This window comes from Rhizobium sp. OAE497 (assembly GCF_040546565.1).
GTDB lineage: Bacteria > Pseudomonadota > Alphaproteobacteria > Rhizobiales > Rhizobiaceae > Rhizobium.
This window is the reverse complement of record NZ_JBEPOA010000001.1, coordinates 277211-292979: the sequence shown is the minus strand read 5'-3', so window position 1 is coordinate 292979 and position 15769 is coordinate 277211. Positions and strand designations below refer to the sequence as shown.

General features: G+C 63.0%; 15 protein-coding genes. 11 read left to right on the top strand and 4 right to left on the bottom strand.

Annotated features, from left to right (window positions below):
• Nucleotides 1-453: 453 nt before the first annotated feature.
• The 5 genes from ABIE40_RS01485 (at nt 454) to otsA (ending at nt 6312) form a co-directional block, all read left to right on the top strand.
• Nucleotides 454-1131: a FadR/GntR family transcriptional regulator gene (locus tag ABIE40_RS01485; protein ID WP_199626760.1), complete on the top strand. Its 678-nt coding sequence runs from the start codon at nt 454-456 to the stop codon at nt 1129-1131.
• A complete protein-coding gene (locus tag ABIE40_RS01480) occupies nt 1128-2417 on the top strand; it encodes a CynX/NimT family MFS transporter (RefSeq protein ID WP_199626017.1) in 1290 nt (429 codons plus the stop codon). The genes ABIE40_RS01485 and ABIE40_RS01480 overlap by 4 nt, the downstream gene beginning before the upstream one ends.
• Nucleotides 2418-2546: 129 nt before the next feature.
• The gene (locus tag ABIE40_RS01475) at nt 2547-4040 is read left to right on the top strand and encodes a S10 family peptidase (RefSeq protein ID WP_199626016.1); all 1494 of its coding nucleotides are present in this window, start codon (nt 2547-2549) and stop codon (nt 4038-4040) included.
• Nucleotides 4041-4097: 57 nt separating this feature from the next.
• Nucleotides 4098-4895, top strand: coding sequence for a trehalose-phosphatase (gene otsB / locus ABIE40_RS01470; protein ID WP_199626015.1), 798 nt, complete (start codon nt 4098-4100; stop codon nt 4893-4895).
• A gap of 43 nt (nt 4896-4938) precedes the next feature.
• A complete protein-coding gene (gene otsA / locus ABIE40_RS01465; protein ID WP_199626014.1) occupies nt 4939-6312 on the top strand; it encodes an alpha,alpha-trehalose-phosphate synthase (UDP-forming) in 1374 nt (457 codons plus the stop codon).
• A gap of 4 nt (nt 6313-6316) precedes the next feature.
• On the opposite strand, the gene ABIE40_RS01460 is transcribed toward otsA, so the two are convergent.
• Nucleotides 6317-7216, bottom strand: a complete 900-nt coding sequence (locus ABIE40_RS01460) for a choline sulfate utilization transcriptional regulator (RefSeq protein ID WP_199626013.1) — start codon at nt 7214-7216, stop codon at nt 6317-6319.
• Between the two features lie 124 nt (nt 7217-7340).
• On the opposite strand from ABIE40_RS01460, the gene betC reads away from it, so the two are divergent.
• Complete coding sequence (gene betC, locus ABIE40_RS01455; RefSeq protein WP_199626012.1) at nt 7341-8855, top strand: choline-sulfatase; 1515 nt, start codon at nt 7341-7343, stop codon at nt 8853-8855.
• A 15-nt stretch (nt 8856-8870) separates the two neighbouring features.
• On the opposite strand, the gene ABIE40_RS01450 is transcribed toward betC, so the two are convergent.
• The gene (locus tag ABIE40_RS01450) at nt 8871-10454 is read right to left on the bottom strand and encodes a peptide chain release factor 3 (RefSeq protein WP_130279249.1); all 1584 of its coding nucleotides are present in this window, start codon (nt 10452-10454) and stop codon (nt 8871-8873) included.
• Between the two features lie 91 nt (nt 10455-10545).
• Here ABIE40_RS01450 and dut point away from each other — a divergent pair, with 91 nt between their 5' ends.
• Both dut and ABIE40_RS01440 read left to right on the top strand, forming a co-directional pair.
• A complete protein-coding gene (gene dut, locus ABIE40_RS01445; protein WP_130279250.1) occupies nt 10546-11016 on the top strand; it encodes a dUTP diphosphatase in 471 nt (156 codons plus the stop codon).
• Entirely contained in the window at nt 11013-11900 is an 888-nt protein-coding gene (locus ABIE40_RS01440; protein ID WP_199626011.1) for a GNAT family N-acetyltransferase, read from the top strand. Before dut ends, ABIE40_RS01440 begins: the two co-directional genes overlap by 4 nt.
• Here ABIE40_RS01440 and ABIE40_RS01435 read toward each other — a convergent pair whose 3' ends face one another.
• Nucleotides 11901-12350: an Lrp/AsnC family transcriptional regulator gene (locus ABIE40_RS01435; protein ID WP_112713840.1), complete on the bottom strand. Its 450-nt coding sequence runs from the start codon at nt 12348-12350 to the stop codon at nt 11901-11903.
• 112 nt (nt 12351-12462) lie between these two features.
• Between ABIE40_RS01435 and ABIE40_RS01430 the strand changes: the two genes are divergently transcribed.
• Nucleotides 12463-13359, top strand: a complete 897-nt coding sequence (locus ABIE40_RS01430) for a DMT family transporter (RefSeq protein ID WP_199626010.1) — start codon at nt 12463-12465, stop codon at nt 13357-13359.
• On the opposite strand, the gene ABIE40_RS01425 is transcribed toward ABIE40_RS01430, so the two are convergent.
• A complete protein-coding gene (locus ABIE40_RS01425; RefSeq protein WP_199626009.1) occupies nt 13349-13906 on the bottom strand; it encodes a cysteine hydrolase family protein in 558 nt (185 codons plus the stop codon). The genes ABIE40_RS01430 and ABIE40_RS01425 overlap by 11 nt on opposite strands.
• A gap of 83 nt (nt 13907-13989) precedes the next feature.
• Between ABIE40_RS01425 and ABIE40_RS01420 the strand changes: the two genes are divergently transcribed.
• Both ABIE40_RS01420 and cysK read left to right on the top strand, forming a co-directional pair.
• Entirely contained in the window at nt 13990-14607 is a 618-nt protein-coding gene (locus tag ABIE40_RS01420; protein WP_199626008.1) for a LysE family translocator, read from the top strand.
• A 132-nt stretch (nt 14608-14739) separates the two neighbouring features.
• On the top strand, nt 14740-15702 hold the full coding sequence (gene cysK, locus ABIE40_RS01415) for a cysteine synthase A (RefSeq protein ID WP_199626007.1): 963 nt from the start codon (nt 14740-14742) through the stop codon (nt 15700-15702).
• The last annotated feature ends 67 nt before the right edge of the window (nt 15703-15769 follow it).

The window sequence follows — 15769 nt, the reverse complement described above, 5'->3', positions numbered from 1 at the left end:
GCGATCGTCTGGCGCTGCTCACAACTTTTCTCGGAGCGTGCGGTCAGTCTGCCACAGGGTGTCATCACTTTGATTTTTCTTAAATCTGCGTCGCAACGCTGCTCGAAGTCTTGGTGCGTCAGGCGGCACGGCACGGCTGCGGCCGGGTTTTTTCTTGCATCGCGGCCGAATCGGCCTACCTTTGAGTCATGTTCAACGAAACGAAAGGAAGGTGATCCAATGTCTAATGAGATTTCGGTCTTTGTAGAAGGCTTGGAAGTGGTGATGAAAGCGGGGCAGCCCTCGCTCTAAAGCCGGCCTTCCTAGGACCGCCTGACGGTCCGGCCAGTTCAAGGCCAAACTCATGGAAAGGGTCGCGAAAGCGGCCCTTTTTCCATTTCTGCAGAAAGCATTTGACGGCATGGGCCCCGCGTCATATTCATAAAGTCATCTGATGACTTTATGAATATGACCATGCAACCTCTCAGCAAGATCAATCTGGCGGAGACCGCGATCGAGGCAATCCGCAGCGAGATCCTCGCCAAGCGCTGGGCCGTCGGCGACAAGCTGCCGAACGAGGCGGCCCTCTGCGGCATGCTCTCCGTCAGCCGCGGCACGGTGCGCGAGGCCGTGCGCGTGCTGGTGTCGCAGGGCTATCTCGAAACACGGCAGGGTTCGGGCACCTACGTTCTCTCGACGACCGACAGCAGCATGCCGCTGACCATGGCGCGGCGGGCGGGACTGCGCGACCAGTTCGAGGCGCGCTGCGCACTTGATGTCGAGGCCGCCCGGCTTGCCAGCATCCGGCAGACGCCTGCCGTGATTGCCGGGTTGAGGACCCTGCTCGAAGAGCGCGGCAACTACGATGGCGGCGACAAGGCTGCCTTCATTGCTCGCGACCTCGCCTTCCACAAGGCGGTCATCGCCGCCGCGCAGAACCGCGCGATGATCGAGATCTACGACTTCTTCTCGGCGTCGATTGCCGAAACCATCGAAGCGACGCTCGGGCAGGATGTGCCGGAGCCGGATATGCAGGCGCATGCCGCTATCATCGATGCCATCGAAACTGGCGATCCCGAAAAGGCCGATGCGGCGGTGCGCCGCTTCATGGCCCCCGTGATCGCCGCACTGGACCGGATGCTCCTGTCATGACCACTCCCCTGAATGATGCCACGCACGCCTTCGATGCGGCGAGCGAACAGCTGATCGATGCCGAAACTGATAGCGTGCCGCCGGTGCAGCCACCCGCGGCGATGTCTTCGACCGCGCGTATCCTGCTCGGTGTCAGCCTCGTACTGATCGCCTTCAACCTGCGGCCGGTTTTCTCCAGCGCCTCAGCGTTGCTTCCCGAAATCCGCTCCGGGCTTGGCCTTTCGTCGCTCGGCGCCAGCCTGCTGACCACGCTTCCCGTCGTCTGCCTCGGCGCCTTCTCGCCGCTGGCGCCGAGGCTGGCGCAGCGCATCGGTTCCGAACGGACGCTGCTCGGCGTCATCTTCCTTCTGGCGCTCGGAACGGCGATGCGCGGACTCGATTCGATCCCGCTGCTGTTTCTCGGCACGGCGATCGCCGGTGGCTGCATCGCCGTCGGCAACGTGTTGCTGCCGGGTCTGGTGAAGCGCGACTTTGCCGATCGAGCCGCATTGATGACCGGCTGCTACACGATGGCGCTTTGCGCCGGCGCGGCGAGTGCCGCCGGGCTGACCTTGCCGATCGAGCATGCGCTCGGCGGTTCGCTTTCGGGCGCATTGGCCGCCTGGGCTGTTCCGGCTGTCGTCGTCGGGCTGATCTGGCTGCCGCAGGTTCTCAGCACCAAGAATGTCGCGAAGCGCAGCGGCTTCCGCGTCGAGGGACTGTGGCGAGACAAGCTTGCCTGGCAGGTGACGCTGTTCATGGGCTTGCAATCGGCCCTCGCCTATTGCGTTTTTGGCTGGCTGGTTCCGATCCTGCGTGAGCGCGGCCTCGACGGCGTCACCGCTGGTGCCATCGTTTCGATGTCGGTCATGGTGCAGGCCGCTGCCTGCCTGGTCGCGCCACACATCGCCGTACGCGGCAAGGATCAGCGGCTGATCAACGCTTCGCTCTGCGTTATCGCCGTCATTGCGCTCCTCGGCCTGCTCTTTGCGCCGCTCTCCACCGTCTGGCTCTGGGCAGCGCTGCAGGGCGTCGGCCAGGGCGGCCTGATTGCGGTGGCGATGACGGCGATCGTGTTGCGCTCGAAGGACTCGCATGTTGCGGCCCATCTTTCCGGCATGGCGCAATGCGTCGGCTATCTGCTGGCGGCGATCGGACCACTGATCGTCGGCATGATCCGCAGCTGGACGGGGAGCTTTGCCTGGTGCTCGGTGCTGTTCGTGGCGCTCGGCCTGGGTGCCGCAATCAACGGCTGGAATGCCGGGCGCGCGCTGCAGGTCAGTGCGAGGACGATCGAGACACCTTGATACCGGTCACTGGTGGCGCTCACCCGGGGGGATGAGCTATGCTCACCCGGGGATCACCATGTCTTGATGAGCCTCCACGGCAGGCGATGATACCCTGTGTCAGGCCGAACCTACGCCGGAGGAGATCATTTGCTGTTGCGCTCGCTGACGCTGACCATTGCCCTTACTCTCTCGCTTGCCGCCGCACCGGCCTTTTCCGAGGACCGGCCGGGTGTTCTCAAGCTGCTTCCGCAGGATGCCGTCACGGAGCACGAGGCAACGATCGGCGGCCGGAAACTGGATTATACGGCAACGGCCGGGACGCTCGATCTGTTCGGCCAGGACGGCAACCAGACCGGAGCGATCTTCTACACCGCCTATACCGCGAAGAATGCCGGTCCGAACCGGCCTCTCACCTTTGCCTTCAACGGCGGGCCGGGCGCCGCGTCCGCCTTTCTGCATCTCGGCCTCGTCGGCCCGCGCATTCTCGATTTCGGGCCGCAGGCGCGCGATGGCGCCTATGCGAAGCTCTCCGACAATCCCGGGAGCTGGCTGGATTTCACCGATCTCGTTCTGATCGATCCGATCGGTACCGGGTGGAGCCGGACGGCGAAGGCCGATGATGCCAAGGACTATTACAGCGTCGGTTCGGATGCGCAGAGCATTGCCAAGGCGATCGCCCTTTACGTCGCCCACAACAACCGTGCGGCCTCGCCGAAGTACCTGCTCGGCGAGAGCTATGGCGGCTTCCGCGCCGCGAAGGTGGCCGGGGCGCTGCAGGAGGGCCAGGGCATTATCGTTGCCGGCGCCATCATGCTGTCGCCGCTGCTTGAGGCGCAGCTGATGTTCAATGCCGACGAGTTCGCTCTCGGCGCTGCTCTCGAACTTCCCTCGCTCGCCGCTGCAGAGATGGACCGGCGCGGCGCTTTCTCAGCGGAGAAACAGACCGAGGCCGAGCGCTTTGCGCTGGGAGACTATCTGACGACGCTTGTGGGACCCGAACCTTCGGGCGATACCGCCAAGGCATTTTACGCCAAGGTTTCCGGCCTGACCGGAATTCCGGAAGACGTCGTGACCCGCAGCCGCGGTTTCCTCGGCAACGCCTTTGCCAAGAATTCCGGCAAGGAAAAAGGCGAGGTGATGAGCCCCTACGATGCCGGGTTTGCCTCGCCCGATCCGTATCCCGAATCGGATTATGATCGCGGCGACGACGCCATTCTCGACGGATTCACGCGCGCCTATGGCGGCGCCTTTGCCGATTACGCCCGCAACGAACTGGGCTTCAAGACCGAGATGACCTATTCGCTGCTCGACAACGATGTGAACCGGCAATGGGAATGGGGCGGGCGCGGCGGCGGATCGCGCCTGCAGGCGAGCGTCACCGGCGATATCCGGCAGCTCCTGGCCTCAAACCCGAGCTTCCACCTGCTGATCGCCCATGGCTACAGCGATCTCGTGACGCCCTATGGTGTCAGCCGCTATGTCGTCGATCACCTGCCGCAGAGCCTTGCCAAGGATCGCGTGCAGCTCGACGTCTATCGCGGCGGCCACATGTTCTACACCAATGCCGAACAGCGGGCGGCTTTCACGGCGGATGCGAAGGCATTCTACGCCAAGAATGGCGGCATCCAGCCAGGCGACTAGGGTTCGACACCGGACAAATAGGGTTGCCGCTTGGGAGCGCTGACATAGATAGGCCTCATGTCCTATCAAAAGCAGCCGCTTGTCATCGCGGAGTCGGATGCGGCTTCAGGCGAGGACTCCATCTTTGCCGCGCTGACCAGCGCTCCGGATTCCTGGGCCCTGTTTCTCGACATCGACGGCACGCTGCTCGACCTTGCGGAGACGCCTGACGGCATCGTCGTGCCGCCGGAGCTTCCCGGCCAGCTCGAAACGCTTTCCGCAAGGCTTGGCGGCGCATTGGCGCTGGTGACCGGGCGGGGCCTTTCCTATGCCGACCGGTTGTTTGCGCCGCTTCGCTTCCCGATAGCCGGGCTTCACGGCGCCGAACGCCGCGCAGCCGATGGGTCGGTGACGACGGCCGAAGCGACGGCGGAATTCGAGGCGCTGAAAGCCGATCTCGTACGCCAGACAAAGGGCTGGTCTGGCGTCCTCATCGAAGACAAGGGAGCGGCGGTTGCCGCTCATTACCGGCTGGCGCCGGATCGGGAAATCGATCTCGAACCACTGATGCAGCAGGCGCTCGACCGCGCCGGACCAGATTGGCACATGCAGCATGGTAAGATGGTGATCGAGATCCGCCCCTCCAGCGCCGACAAGGGCCACGCCGTCGAGGCCTTCCTGGCGCAGCCGCCTTTCAAGGGCCGCCGTCCGATCGCGATCGGCGACGATGTGACCGACGAGGCGATGTTCCGCGCGGTCAATCCTCTCGGCGGCCTGTCGATCCGCGTTGGGCCGCTCTCGCCCGCAAGCGAAGCGAAAGCATCGATCGCGTCCGCGGCAGCCCTTCGCGGCGTCATCGCCCGGCTGGCGGCGTGAACCATTTGAGCATCAAAACCATTTCCATGAAAAGGACTGAACCATGAGCCGTCTCGTCGTCGTTTCCAATCGCGTTCCCGTTCCCGACAAAGGCGGAATTGCGCCTGCCGGCGGCCTTGCCGTTGCGCTGAAGGCAGCGCTCGAAGAGCGCGGCGGCATCTGGATGGGCTGGTCGGGGAAATCGAGCGGTGAGCAGGAACCGGAGAAGCTTGCGGAAATCCAGCAAGGCAACATCACCTATGCGCTGACCGACCTGACCGACACCGATGTCGAGGAATATTATCACGGCTTTGCCAACCGCGTGCTCTGGCCGATCTGCCATTACCGGCTGGATCTCGCCGAATATGGACGCAAGGAGATGGCTGGATATTTCCGCGTCAACCGTTTCTTCGCGCACCGGCTGGCGCCGCTGATCAAGCCTGACGATGTCATATGGGTGCACGACTATCACCTGATCCCGCTCGCTGCCGAGCTGCGACAGATGGGGCTGAAGAACAAGATCGGCTTTTTTCTGCACATTCCCTGGCCGCCGGCCGATGTGCTCTTCACCATGCCTGTCCACGAGGAGATCATGCGCGGCCTCTCGCATTATGATCTCGTCGGCTTCCAGACCGATCATGACCTTGAAAACTTTGCCGGCTGTCTGCGCCGCGAAGGGATCGGCGACGAGCTTGGTGGCGGGCGCTTCAGCTCGCACGGCAGGACATTCAAGGGCGGCGCCTATTCGATCGGCATCGAGACCGCTGCCTTCGCCGAGTTCGCCCGCAAGTCCTCGACCCACAGCATGGTGCGCAAGGCGCGCGAGAGCGTCGAGGGACGTAGCCTGATCATCGGTGTCGACCGGCTCGACTATTCCAAGGGACTGACGCAGCGCATCGACGCCTTCGAGAGCTTCATCAAGGCCAATCCGGCGCAGCAGGGGCATGTGACCTATCTGCAGATCACTCCGAAATCCCGCTCCGAAGTGCCGGAATACGAGGCGATGCAGCGCACCGTCGCCGAACAGGCCGGACGGGTGAACGGCGCGCTCGGATCGGTGGACTGGGTGCCGATCCGCTACATCAACCGTTCCGTCGGTCGCCATATCCTTGCGGGGCTCTACCGTCTCGGCCGTGTCGGGCTGGTGACGCCGCTGCGCGACGGGATGAACCTTGTCGCCAAGGAATATGTCGCGGCGCAGGATTCCGACGATCCTGGCGTTCTCGTGCTGTCGCGCTTTGCGGGTGCGGCCCGCGAATTGAAGGGCGCACTGCTCGTCAATCCGTACGACGTCGAAGGAACCGCCAATGCCTTGGCGCGGGCGCTCAGCATGCCGCTCGACGAGCGGAAGGAACGCTGGAAGAAGATGATGGATCATCTTCTGGAATTCGACGTCTCCCGCTGGTGCAAGGATTTCCTGAAAGATCTCGGCGCCTGACGTTTCAGCGTCCCGCCTCGGCCTGCAGCCATTCCACCAGGCTTTCCGTCTCCGCGGTCTTCTCGCGAGGCGGGATGAGCCAATAGCCGCGATCGGCCGCCTCCAGAGCCGGTCCGGCGGTGACCAGCATGCCGGAGGCCAGCAGCGAATCCACCAGGCCCATCCAGCCAATGGCAATCCCCTGCTCCCCGACGGCCGCCTGAACGACGAGCGAATAGGTGTTGAAGCTCATCTCACCCGGCGCCGCCGAGCCGTCACGGCGCAGACCAAGCTCGGCAAAATAGCTCGGCCAGTCGAACCAGGGCGAAGCGCCGGGCACATCGAGATGTAGCAGACGTGCTCCCGGCAGCTCGCCGGCCGCGCCGAACGGCCCGTGCCTTGCCATGAAGCCCGGCGAGCAGACCGGGACGACCTTTTCCGGCATCAGCAGGATGCCGTGCGCGCCGAAATCGCGTCGGCTGCCGAAGACGATCGCCGCATCATGGCGGTCCGGCATCGGCCGCTCGACGAACTGGGTGGCAACGATCTGGATATCGAGGCCGGGGTGGCGCTGGCCGAATGCATGCATGCGCGGGATCAGCCAGAGCGAGGAGAAGGCATAATCGGTATGCAGACGGAGCGTCAGGCGATCGGCCTCGTTGCGGAAGCTGCGCACCAGCGTGTCGACATCTGCAACCGTGCGCGAGGCGATATCGAAGAGACGGCGGCCCTCCGCCGTCAACTCGACGCCGCGATGACGGCGCTCCAGCAGGCTGACCCGCATCTGCTCCTCCAGACGGCGGATCTGATAACTTACGGCAGGCTGCGTGAGCCCTAGCGCCTCGGCCGCCGACGACAGGTTTCCGAGCCTGCCGGCTTCGGCCAGAATGCGCAGCCATCCGAGATCAACCGGCCGGTCAGCCATAAAAATTCCTTTTGTCACACATCGAAAGAATTCAGCTTCACAAGGATGCACAGCCGTTGTTCAATAAAATGATCGAATAGCAGGCGAAGCGCAACGGCCTTCGAAACACAGGCAGGACAACAGTATGACGCGCCCGAATATCCTCATCCTCATGGTGGACCAGTTCAACGGCACCTTCTTCCCTGACGGTCCCGCGGACTTCCTGCATGCGCCGCATCTGAAGGCGCTTGCCAAGCGCTCGGTGCGCTTTGCCAACAGTTATACGGCAAGCCCGCTCTGCGCGCCCGCCCGCGCCTCCTTCATGTCCGGCCAGCTGCCGAGCCGCACGCGCGTCTATGACAACGCCGCCGAGTTCGCGTCCGATATCCCGACCTATGCGCATCATCTGCGGGCGGCCGGCTATCACACGGCGCTTTCGGGCAAGATGCATTTCGTTGGGCCGGACCAGCTGCACGGCTTCGAGGAACGGCTGACAACCGATATCTATCCGGCCGACTTCGGCTGGACGCCTGACTATACGAAGCCCGGCGAGCGGATCGACTGGTGGTACCACAATCTCGGCTCTGTCACCGGCGCCGGCGTGGCCGAGATCACCAACCAGATGGAATATGACGACGAGGTTGCCTATAACGCGACCCGCAAGCTCTACGACCTTTCACGCCGCCAGGACGACCGGCCCTGGTGCCTGACGGTGAGCTTCACGCATCCGCACGATCCCTATGTGGCGCGGCGGAAATTCTGGGATCTCTACGAGGATTGCCCGGCGCTCGACCCTGAAGTCCCGGCCCTACCCTTCGACGAACTCGATCCGCATTCGCAGCGCCTGCTCGAAGCCTGCGACTATAAGGCCTTCGACATCACGCCCGAGCAGATCCGCCGCGCGCGGCGCGGCTATTTCGCCAATATCTCCTATGTCGACGAGAAGGTCGGAGAGATCCTCGACGTGCTCGAGCGTAGCCGGATGGCCGAGGATACGATCATTCTCTTCGTTTCGGACCATGGCGACATGCTCGGCGAGCGTGGGCTCTGGTTCAAGATGTGTTTCTTCGACGGCTCCTCGCGGGTGCCGCTAATGATCAGCGCTCCGGGCTGGGAACCGGCGCTGATCACGCAGCCGGTCTCGACGCTGGACGTCACGCCGACGCTCGCCGGTCTTGCCGGTCTCGATATCACCTCACTGAAGAAATGGACCGATGGCGAGGATCTGGCGCCGCTCGCCAACGGCACCGGCGACCGCAACCCGGTTCCGATGGAATATGCGGCCGAAGGCTCGATCACGCCGCTCGTCGCGATCCGCGACGGCCGCTACAAACTGTCGCTTTGCGACGCCGATCCGGCAATGCTTTTCGACCTTGATGCTGATCCGCATGAACTGACTAACCTCGCGAAAGATCCCAATCACGCGGAAGCAATGAGCCGACTAAAGGCACAGGTGGATGCGCGCTGGAGCCTGCCCACCTATGACGCAGCGGTTCGCGAAAGCCAGGCGCGGCGCTGGGTGGTTTACGAGGCGCTGCGCAACGGCGCCTATTATCCCTGGGATTACCAGCCGCTGCAGAAGGCCTCGGAGCGCTACATGCGCAACCACATGGACCTCAACGTGCTGGAAGAAAGCAAGCGCTATCCGCGCGGGGAGTGACCCGCGCGGCTGCTATCACGCCGCCTTGGCGACGTGATATTCCTTGATGGCGTCCATCTTGATGTCGGGATAGCGCTCGGACTCGTAACGGAGCGAGAAGCTGTCCTGCGCCAGGAAGACCGGGTCGCCGTCGAGATCGCGGGCGATATCGCCGCGCTTGACAGTGAGGAACTTGTCGAGCTCGGCCGGCTTTTCCGACGAGACCCAACGGCACACAGAGAAGCGCGACATTTCGAAGGAGACCGGCAGGCCATATTCCTGCTGCAGGCGTTCCTTGAGAACATCGAGCTGCAGGGCGCCGACCACGCCGACGATCGCCGGTGAGCCATCTTCCGGCGAGAACAGCTGGACGACGCCTTCTTCGGCCATCTGCTGCAGCGCTTCCTTCAGCTTCTTTGCCTTCATCGCATCTTCGAGGCGCACGCGGCGCAGGATTTCCGGCGAGAAGTTCGGGACGCCCTGAAAGACCAGCGCTTCACCTTCGGTCAGCGTATCGCCGATGCGCAGCGTGCCGTGGTTCGGAATGCCGACGACATCGCCGGCGTAGGCGGTATCCGCCAGCTGGCGCTGCGAGGCGAAGAAGAACTGCGGGGCGGTGAGGCCGAGCTGCTTGCCGGTACGCGCCAGGCGCGCCTTCATGCCGCGCTCCAGCTTGCCGGAGCAGATGCGGGCAAAGGCGATGCGGTCGCGGTGGTTCGGGTCCATGTTCGCCTGAATCTTGAAGACGAAGGCGGTCATCTTGTCTTCATTGGCATGGACGGTGCGGATGTCCGCAACCTGATCGCGCGGCGGCGGAGCGAACTCGCCGAGCGCGTTGATGAGATCGCGAACGCCGAAATTGCGCAAGGCCGAACCGAAGAATACGGGCGTCATATGGCCTTCGAGGAAAGCCTGACGATCGAACGGGCGGCAGGCTTCGATCGCCAGCTCCGTCTCGTCGATGAAGGCCTGACGCTCGTTTTCCGGCAGGCGGTTGGCGACACTCTGCGGTCCATTGACCGGCGTGCCCTCGACCTCCGTGTCCGAACCGCGAACGGTGTTTGCCGCGAGATTGTAGGAACCGCAAAAGGTCTTCGAGCGGCCGATCGGCCAGGTGACCGGCGCGGTATCCAGCGCCAGCTTTTCTTCGACTTCATCGAGAATTTCGAAGGGATCGCGGCTTTCGCGGTCCATCTTGTTGATGAAGGTGATGATCGGGATGTCGCGCATGCGGCAGACTTCGAAAAGCTTCAGCGTCCGCGGTTCGATACCCTTGGCAGCATCGATGACCATAACGGCGGCATCCACCGCCGTCAGCGTGCGGTAGGTGTCGTCGGCGAAGTCTTCGTGACCGGGCGTGTCGAGAATGTTGAAGACGTTGTCGTCATATTCGAAGGTCATGACCGAGGTGACGACCGAGATGCCGCGCTCGCGCTCGATCTTCATCCAGTCGGAGCGCGTCTGGATGCGGTCCTTCTTCGCCTTGACTTCACCGGCGAGCTGAATGGCGCCGCCGAACAGCAGCAGCTTTTCGGTCAGCGTCGTCTTGCCCGCGTCCGGGTGCGCGATAATAGCGAATGTGCGGCGGCGGGAGACCGCCTCGGCGAGTGTTTCGGCCATCATGTGAATCCTGTGGAATTGCGGGCTATCTAGCGATTTAGGCCGGGTTTTGCAATTGACCTTCGGCGGCCGGACGCAAAGTAATGCCCCTATGAACATCCAAAGCGACCTCCGCCCGAAGCTCAACCTCGTTCGCCTGGCAAATGGCGAAGGACTGGACCTGCCCTCCTACGAAACATCGGGGGCAGCCGGTATGGACCTGCGCGCGGCTGTCGATGAGGGCGCGCCGATGACGCTGGCGCCCGGCAAGCGCGCGCTTGTGCCGACCGGATTCATCTTCGAAGTGCCCGACGGTTTCGAGGCGCAGATCCGCCCGCGTTCGGGGCTTGCCTTCAAGAACGGTATCACCTGCCTCAACACGCCCGGCACCATCGACAGCGATTACCGCGGCGAAGTGAAGGTTCTGCTGATCAATCTCGGCGAAGAGCCTTTCGAGATCAGCCGTGGCATGCGCATCGCCCAGATGGTGATTGCGCCCGTTACCCAGGTGCGTGTTGCCGAAATCACCGAGACAAGCGCCACGGCGCGCGGCGCGGGCGGCTTCGGCTCCACCGGCGTATGAGCGCGGCAGCGGACACGACGGGCCTCACTTTCCGGCAGGATTATTTTGCCGACCACGCCGCCTGGCGCACACTGGTCTCGCTTCTCCATGACACGTTCGGCATCGACATCGGGCCGCTGATGCAACTCGGCGGACCGGATGCGACAAGTATGCCGTTCGGCTGGTTTGCCGGGGACGGGACGCTGGCCGCCAATCTCTCGGCCTTCGCCATGCCTCTCGTGATCAACGGCCGCCGGATCAATGCGGCCGGTCTGCAATCCGGCGCGGTGCGGCCGCCTTGGCGCGGGCGCGGCCTTTATCGCGATGTGACGACGAAGGCGCTCGACTGGTGCGCAGCGCAAGGCTTCGAGGCCATCGTGCTCTATACCGACAAGCCGGCGCTCTATGAGCCCTATGGTTTCCGGACGTTGCCGATGCACAGCTTCAGCGGCGATGCGGTTTTCGCAACGCAGGGCCGGTCGATCGATCCGCACAACACGGATGATCTCGCTTTGCTGCAGGACTTGCTGGTACGGCGCGAAGCGGTCTCCGATACGCTTGCCGTGGTCTCAAGCCCTGCGATGTTCCTGATCAATACGCAGCTCGACCCCGATGTGAGGCTCACCTTCATAGAGCAGCTTTCGGCCGTTATCGCCTGGAAGCTCGATGGCGGGACATTGATCCTGCTCGACGTGCTCGCCGCCTCGATTCCGCCGCTGGCCGCCATTCTGGGCGGGCTCGGTGTTCGGCCTGACCGGGTGGAGGTACTCTTCCGCCCCGACAAGCTTGGCTGGAATGGCGAGCCTGCACCGGCCTCTGCGCATGGGACGCATTTCATGATCCGCGGCCTGGACGGCCTGACGCTGGATGCGCCGGCCATGCTTTCGCCGATGGCGGATTTCTGATCAGACCGGCGGCAGGCGGCGCTTGACCGGCGATGACTTGATCATCGACGTGTTGGTCTCCGCGCGTTCGGCGATCTTGTCGAGGATGCCGTCCAGCTCCCCCATCGAGCGCACGACCAGCCGGGCGATAAAGCAGTCGTCGCCCGTCACCTTGTCGCATTCGATGAATTCGGGGATCTCCTGGATGAGCTTCTCGACGATGTGCAGCTGGCCTGGAAGCGGGCGGACGCGGACGATCGCCTGCAGGGGATAGCCGAGTGCGGCCGGATCGATGTCGATGGTGAAGGCCCGGATGATGCCGCGCTCCTCCAGGCGGCGCAGGCGCTCGGCCGCGCTCGGCGAGGACATGCCGGCCGCCTGGGCGAGCTCTTTCAGCGACAGGCGGGAATTGACGGCGAGCGCATCCAGCAGCTTCTGGTCCGTTTCGTCTATTCTATCAGAATTAGCCACATCGCCTCCTTCGCCTAAATTTATTAGGCCAGATCCTTCCCTTTTACGTCACACGATATAGAGACGGCTCTGGTTGCGCAATAATCTGCGTTTCCATCAAGGGAGAGTTGCGATGCAGAGCGAGATCAGGCGCGGAAGCGCGGAAATGACGGCGGCAATGCTGATTTCGGGCAGCATCGGCTGGTTCGTCGTGATGTCGGGCCAGCCGGTCGGCAATGTCGTGTTCTGGCGCTGCCTGTTCGGGGCAATCACCCTGCTCGTGATCTGTGCTGTCCTCGGGCTTCTCAACCCGCGGCTTCTGTCGCTGAAAAGCTTCGGTATCGCCGTCTTCGGCGGCGTCGCCATCGTGCTGAACTGGCTGCTGCTGTTTGCCTCCTATTCGCATGCGTCGCTTTCGATCGCCACGACGGTCTACAATACCCAGCCTTTCATGCTGCTGGCGCTAGGCGCGGTCTTTCTCGGCGAGAAGATCACCGGCACCAAGCTTTTCTGGCTGGGGCTTGCCTTCGCGGGCATGATGGCGATCGTCGAGGCGAAGCCGGATAGCGGTGTTGTCACGGGCAGCTACGGCCTGGGGATCGCGCTGGCGCTCGGGGCCGCCTTCTTCTATGCGCTGGCAGCGCTGGCGGCCAAATGGCTGAAGGGCACGCCGCCGCATCTGATCGCGCTTATCCAGGTTTCGACCGGCATTCTGATGCTGGCGCCTTTCGCCGATTTCTCCGCCATGCCGGCGACATCAGCAACATGGTCGCTGCTGGTCACGATGGGCCTCGTTCATACGGGGCTGATGTATGTGCTGCTCTACGGCGCGATCCAGAAGCTGCCGACGCATCTGACGGGGGCGCTGTCCTTCATCTATCCGATCGCGGCGATCGCTGTCGACCGCATTGCCTTCGGCCACGCGCTGCAGCCGCTGCAGATGATCGGTGCCGCGATCATTCTGCTGGCAGCCGCCGGCATGAATCTCGGCTGGATGCCGGGGCGGTTTCTGCGTGCGGTCAGAAGCTGATATCGGCGGCTTTCGACAGCCTGACGCCATGCGGGCCCGCGCCGAAGCCGCCGAGTACGGCATTGTGATGCGCGATGATCTGTTCGAAGCCGAGCACGCCGTTATCGCCGCTCATGTGGCCGTCGGATATCAGCGTGACATCGAAGCCGAGCGAGACGGCGCGGCGCACCGATGTATCGATGCAGAAGGGCGTGACGCAGCCGCCGATGACGAGATGGGTGATGCCACGGCTGCGCAGTTCCGCCTCAAGCGGCGTTTCGAAGAAGGCGTCGCAGGCCTCCTTGTTGATCAGCAATTCTCCCGGCAAGGGCGCCACTTCCGCCCTGATTTCCCAGCCCTTGCTGCCCCTGGCGATCGGGTCACCCTCAGCCTCGTCATGCTGGACGATAATGACGGGGGCGGCTTCCGACCGGGCTTGGCTGAGCACCGCTGCCAGCAGCTTGGTCACGCCGTCATAGGCCTCCTGGATCACCGGCACGCGGTCGTCGGCACCCATACCCTCGAGCACGGCATTCTGCACATCGATCAGCAGCAAGGCCTTGGTCATGTCATCCCCCATGAGTTCATTTTCGAAGTTGCTTGAAAGCGATTTCGCACAGTCGTAAATAGGCGGCAACGAGGGAGAGACAAATGACGATCGCAGCGCTCATTGCCTATAGCGGCGCATTGTTCATCGCAGCCGCCATTCCGGGGCCGGGTATCACGGCGATCGTCGCGCGGGCACTCGGCTCGAATTTTCGCGAGACCTTCTTCATGGGTCTCGGCCTGGTGCTGGGCGACATGACCTATCTGACGGCGGTCATTCTCGGCCTCGCATTCGTGGCGCAGACCTTCACCGAGATCTTTCTCGTCATCAAGTTCGCGGGCGTGATCTATCTCTGCTACATCGCCTACAAGCTTTGGACATCGGGGCTGCTGCCGCAGGATATCGCGGCGCGCAAATCGAGCAGCGTCGGCATGTCGTTTCTTTCGGGCCTGCTGGTAACGCTCGGGAATCCGAAGACAATGCTGTTCTACGTGGCGCTGGTGCCGACGCTGATCGACATCCATGCGATCGGCCTGCGCGAATATGGATTGCTGCTAACCTCCACCTTTGTCGTGCTCCTGAGTGTGCTGATCCCCTATATGCTGCTTGCAACCCGCGCCCGCAGCATGCTGAAGCAGCCGCGCGCATTGCAGGCGCTGAACCGGACGGCGGCCGGCATCCTGGCGGGCACGGCAGCCTTTATTGCCACTCGCGCAGCCTGAAAAATTCGTTCGTCAAACGGCGGTTTTAAAAGGATTTTTTCTCCTTGATGCCGCCGTGGCGGAGGGCTCAGTCTGGCGTCCATCCGCCTTTGACCCTATTCTCTCGGCAACACACTTAAAGGGAGAGCACGCATGTCGAAGAAACCGGGCCGCGGCCGCATCTATTCGTCCATCACCGAGACCATCGGCGATACGCCGATCGTGCGCCTCGACAAGCTCGCCAAGGAAAAGGGCGTCAAGGCCAACCTGCTGGCCAAGCTTGAGTTCTTCAACCCGATCGCCTCCGTCAAGGACCGTATCGGCGTGGCGATGATCGAGACCCTGGAAGCGCAGGGCAAGATTTCGCCCGGCAAGACGACGCTGGTTGAGCCGACCTCCGGCAATACCGGTATCGCGCTTGCCTTCGCGGCAGCCGCCAAGGGCTACAAGCTGATCCTGACCATGCCGGAAACCATGTCGGTCGAACGCCGCAAAATGCTGGCGCTGCTCGGCGCCGAGCTGGTGCTGACCGAGGGGCCGAAGGGCATGAAGGGCGCGATCGCCAAGGCCGAAGAACTGGCCGCGACGCTGCCTGACGCGATCATTCCGCAGCAGTTCGAAAATCCTGCCAACCCCGAGATCCATCGCAAGACGACAGCCGAGGAAATCTGGAACGATACCGACGGCAGCGTCGACATTCTCGTTTCCGGCATCGGCACCGGTGGCACGATCACCGGCGCAGGCCAGGTGCTGAAGTCGAAGAAGGCCAGCATCAAGGTGATCGCCGTCGAGCCGGAGGAATCCCCGGTTCTCTCCGGCGGCCAGCCCGGCCCGCACAAGATCCAGGGCATCGGCGCGGGCTTTGCGCCCGCCATCCTCGACACCAAGATCTACGACGAGGTCGTCACCATCAACAGCGGAACGGCGATGGAAACCGCCCGTCTGGTTGCCAAGCTCGAAGGCGTGCCGGTCGGCATCTCCTCGGGTGCAGCACTTGCCGCAGCCATCAAGGTGGGCAGCCGCGAAGAAAATGCCGGCAAGAACATCGTGGTGATCATCCCGTCCTTTGCCGAGCGCTATCTCTCGACGGCGCTGTTCGATGGGCTTGGGGGCTGAATAGCGAATAGCGAATAGCGAATAGCGAAGCTTGCTCGGCGTCACCGTCTGGCAAGCTTTTCTTTTT

Coding starts and splice junctions, on each gene's coding strand:
- ABIE40_RS01460 (WP_199626013.1), bottom strand. CDS start 7,216: ATGGCTGACCGGCCGGTTGATCTCGGATGGCTGCGCATTCTGGCCGAA.
- ABIE40_RS01420 (WP_199626008.1), top strand. CDS start 13,990: ATGACGATCGCAGCGCTCATTGCCTATAGCGGCGCATTGTTCATCGCA.
- cysK (WP_199626007.1), top strand. CDS start 14,740: ATGTCGAAGAAACCGGGCCGCGGCCGCATCTATTCGTCCATCACCGAG.
- ABIE40_RS01425 (WP_199626009.1), bottom strand. CDS start 13,906: ATGACCAAGGCCTTGCTGCTGATCGATGTGCAGAATGCCGTGCTCGAG.
- ABIE40_RS01440 (WP_199626011.1), top strand. CDS start 11,013: ATGAGCGCGGCAGCGGACACGACGGGCCTCACTTTCCGGCAGGATTAT.
- otsB (WP_199626015.1), top strand. CDS start 4,098: ATGTCCTATCAAAAGCAGCCGCTTGTCATCGCGGAGTCGGATGCGGCT.
- dut (WP_130279250.1), top strand. CDS start 10,546: ATGAACATCCAAAGCGACCTCCGCCCGAAGCTCAACCTCGTTCGCCTG.
- ABIE40_RS01430 (WP_199626010.1), top strand. CDS start 12,463: ATGCAGAGCGAGATCAGGCGCGGAAGCGCGGAAATGACGGCGGCAATG.
- ABIE40_RS01480 (WP_199626017.1), top strand. CDS start 1,128: ATGACCACTCCCCTGAATGATGCCACGCACGCCTTCGATGCGGCGAGC.
- ABIE40_RS01450 (WP_130279249.1), bottom strand. CDS start 10,454: ATGGCCGAAACACTCGCCGAGGCGGTCTCCCGCCGCCGCACATTCGCT.
- otsA (WP_199626014.1), top strand. CDS start 4,939: ATGAGCCGTCTCGTCGTCGTTTCCAATCGCGTTCCCGTTCCCGACAAA.
- ABIE40_RS01485 (WP_199626760.1), top strand. CDS start 454: ATGCAACCTCTCAGCAAGATCAATCTGGCGGAGACCGCGATCGAGGCA.
- betC (WP_199626012.1), top strand. CDS start 7,341: ATGACGCGCCCGAATATCCTCATCCTCATGGTGGACCAGTTCAACGGC.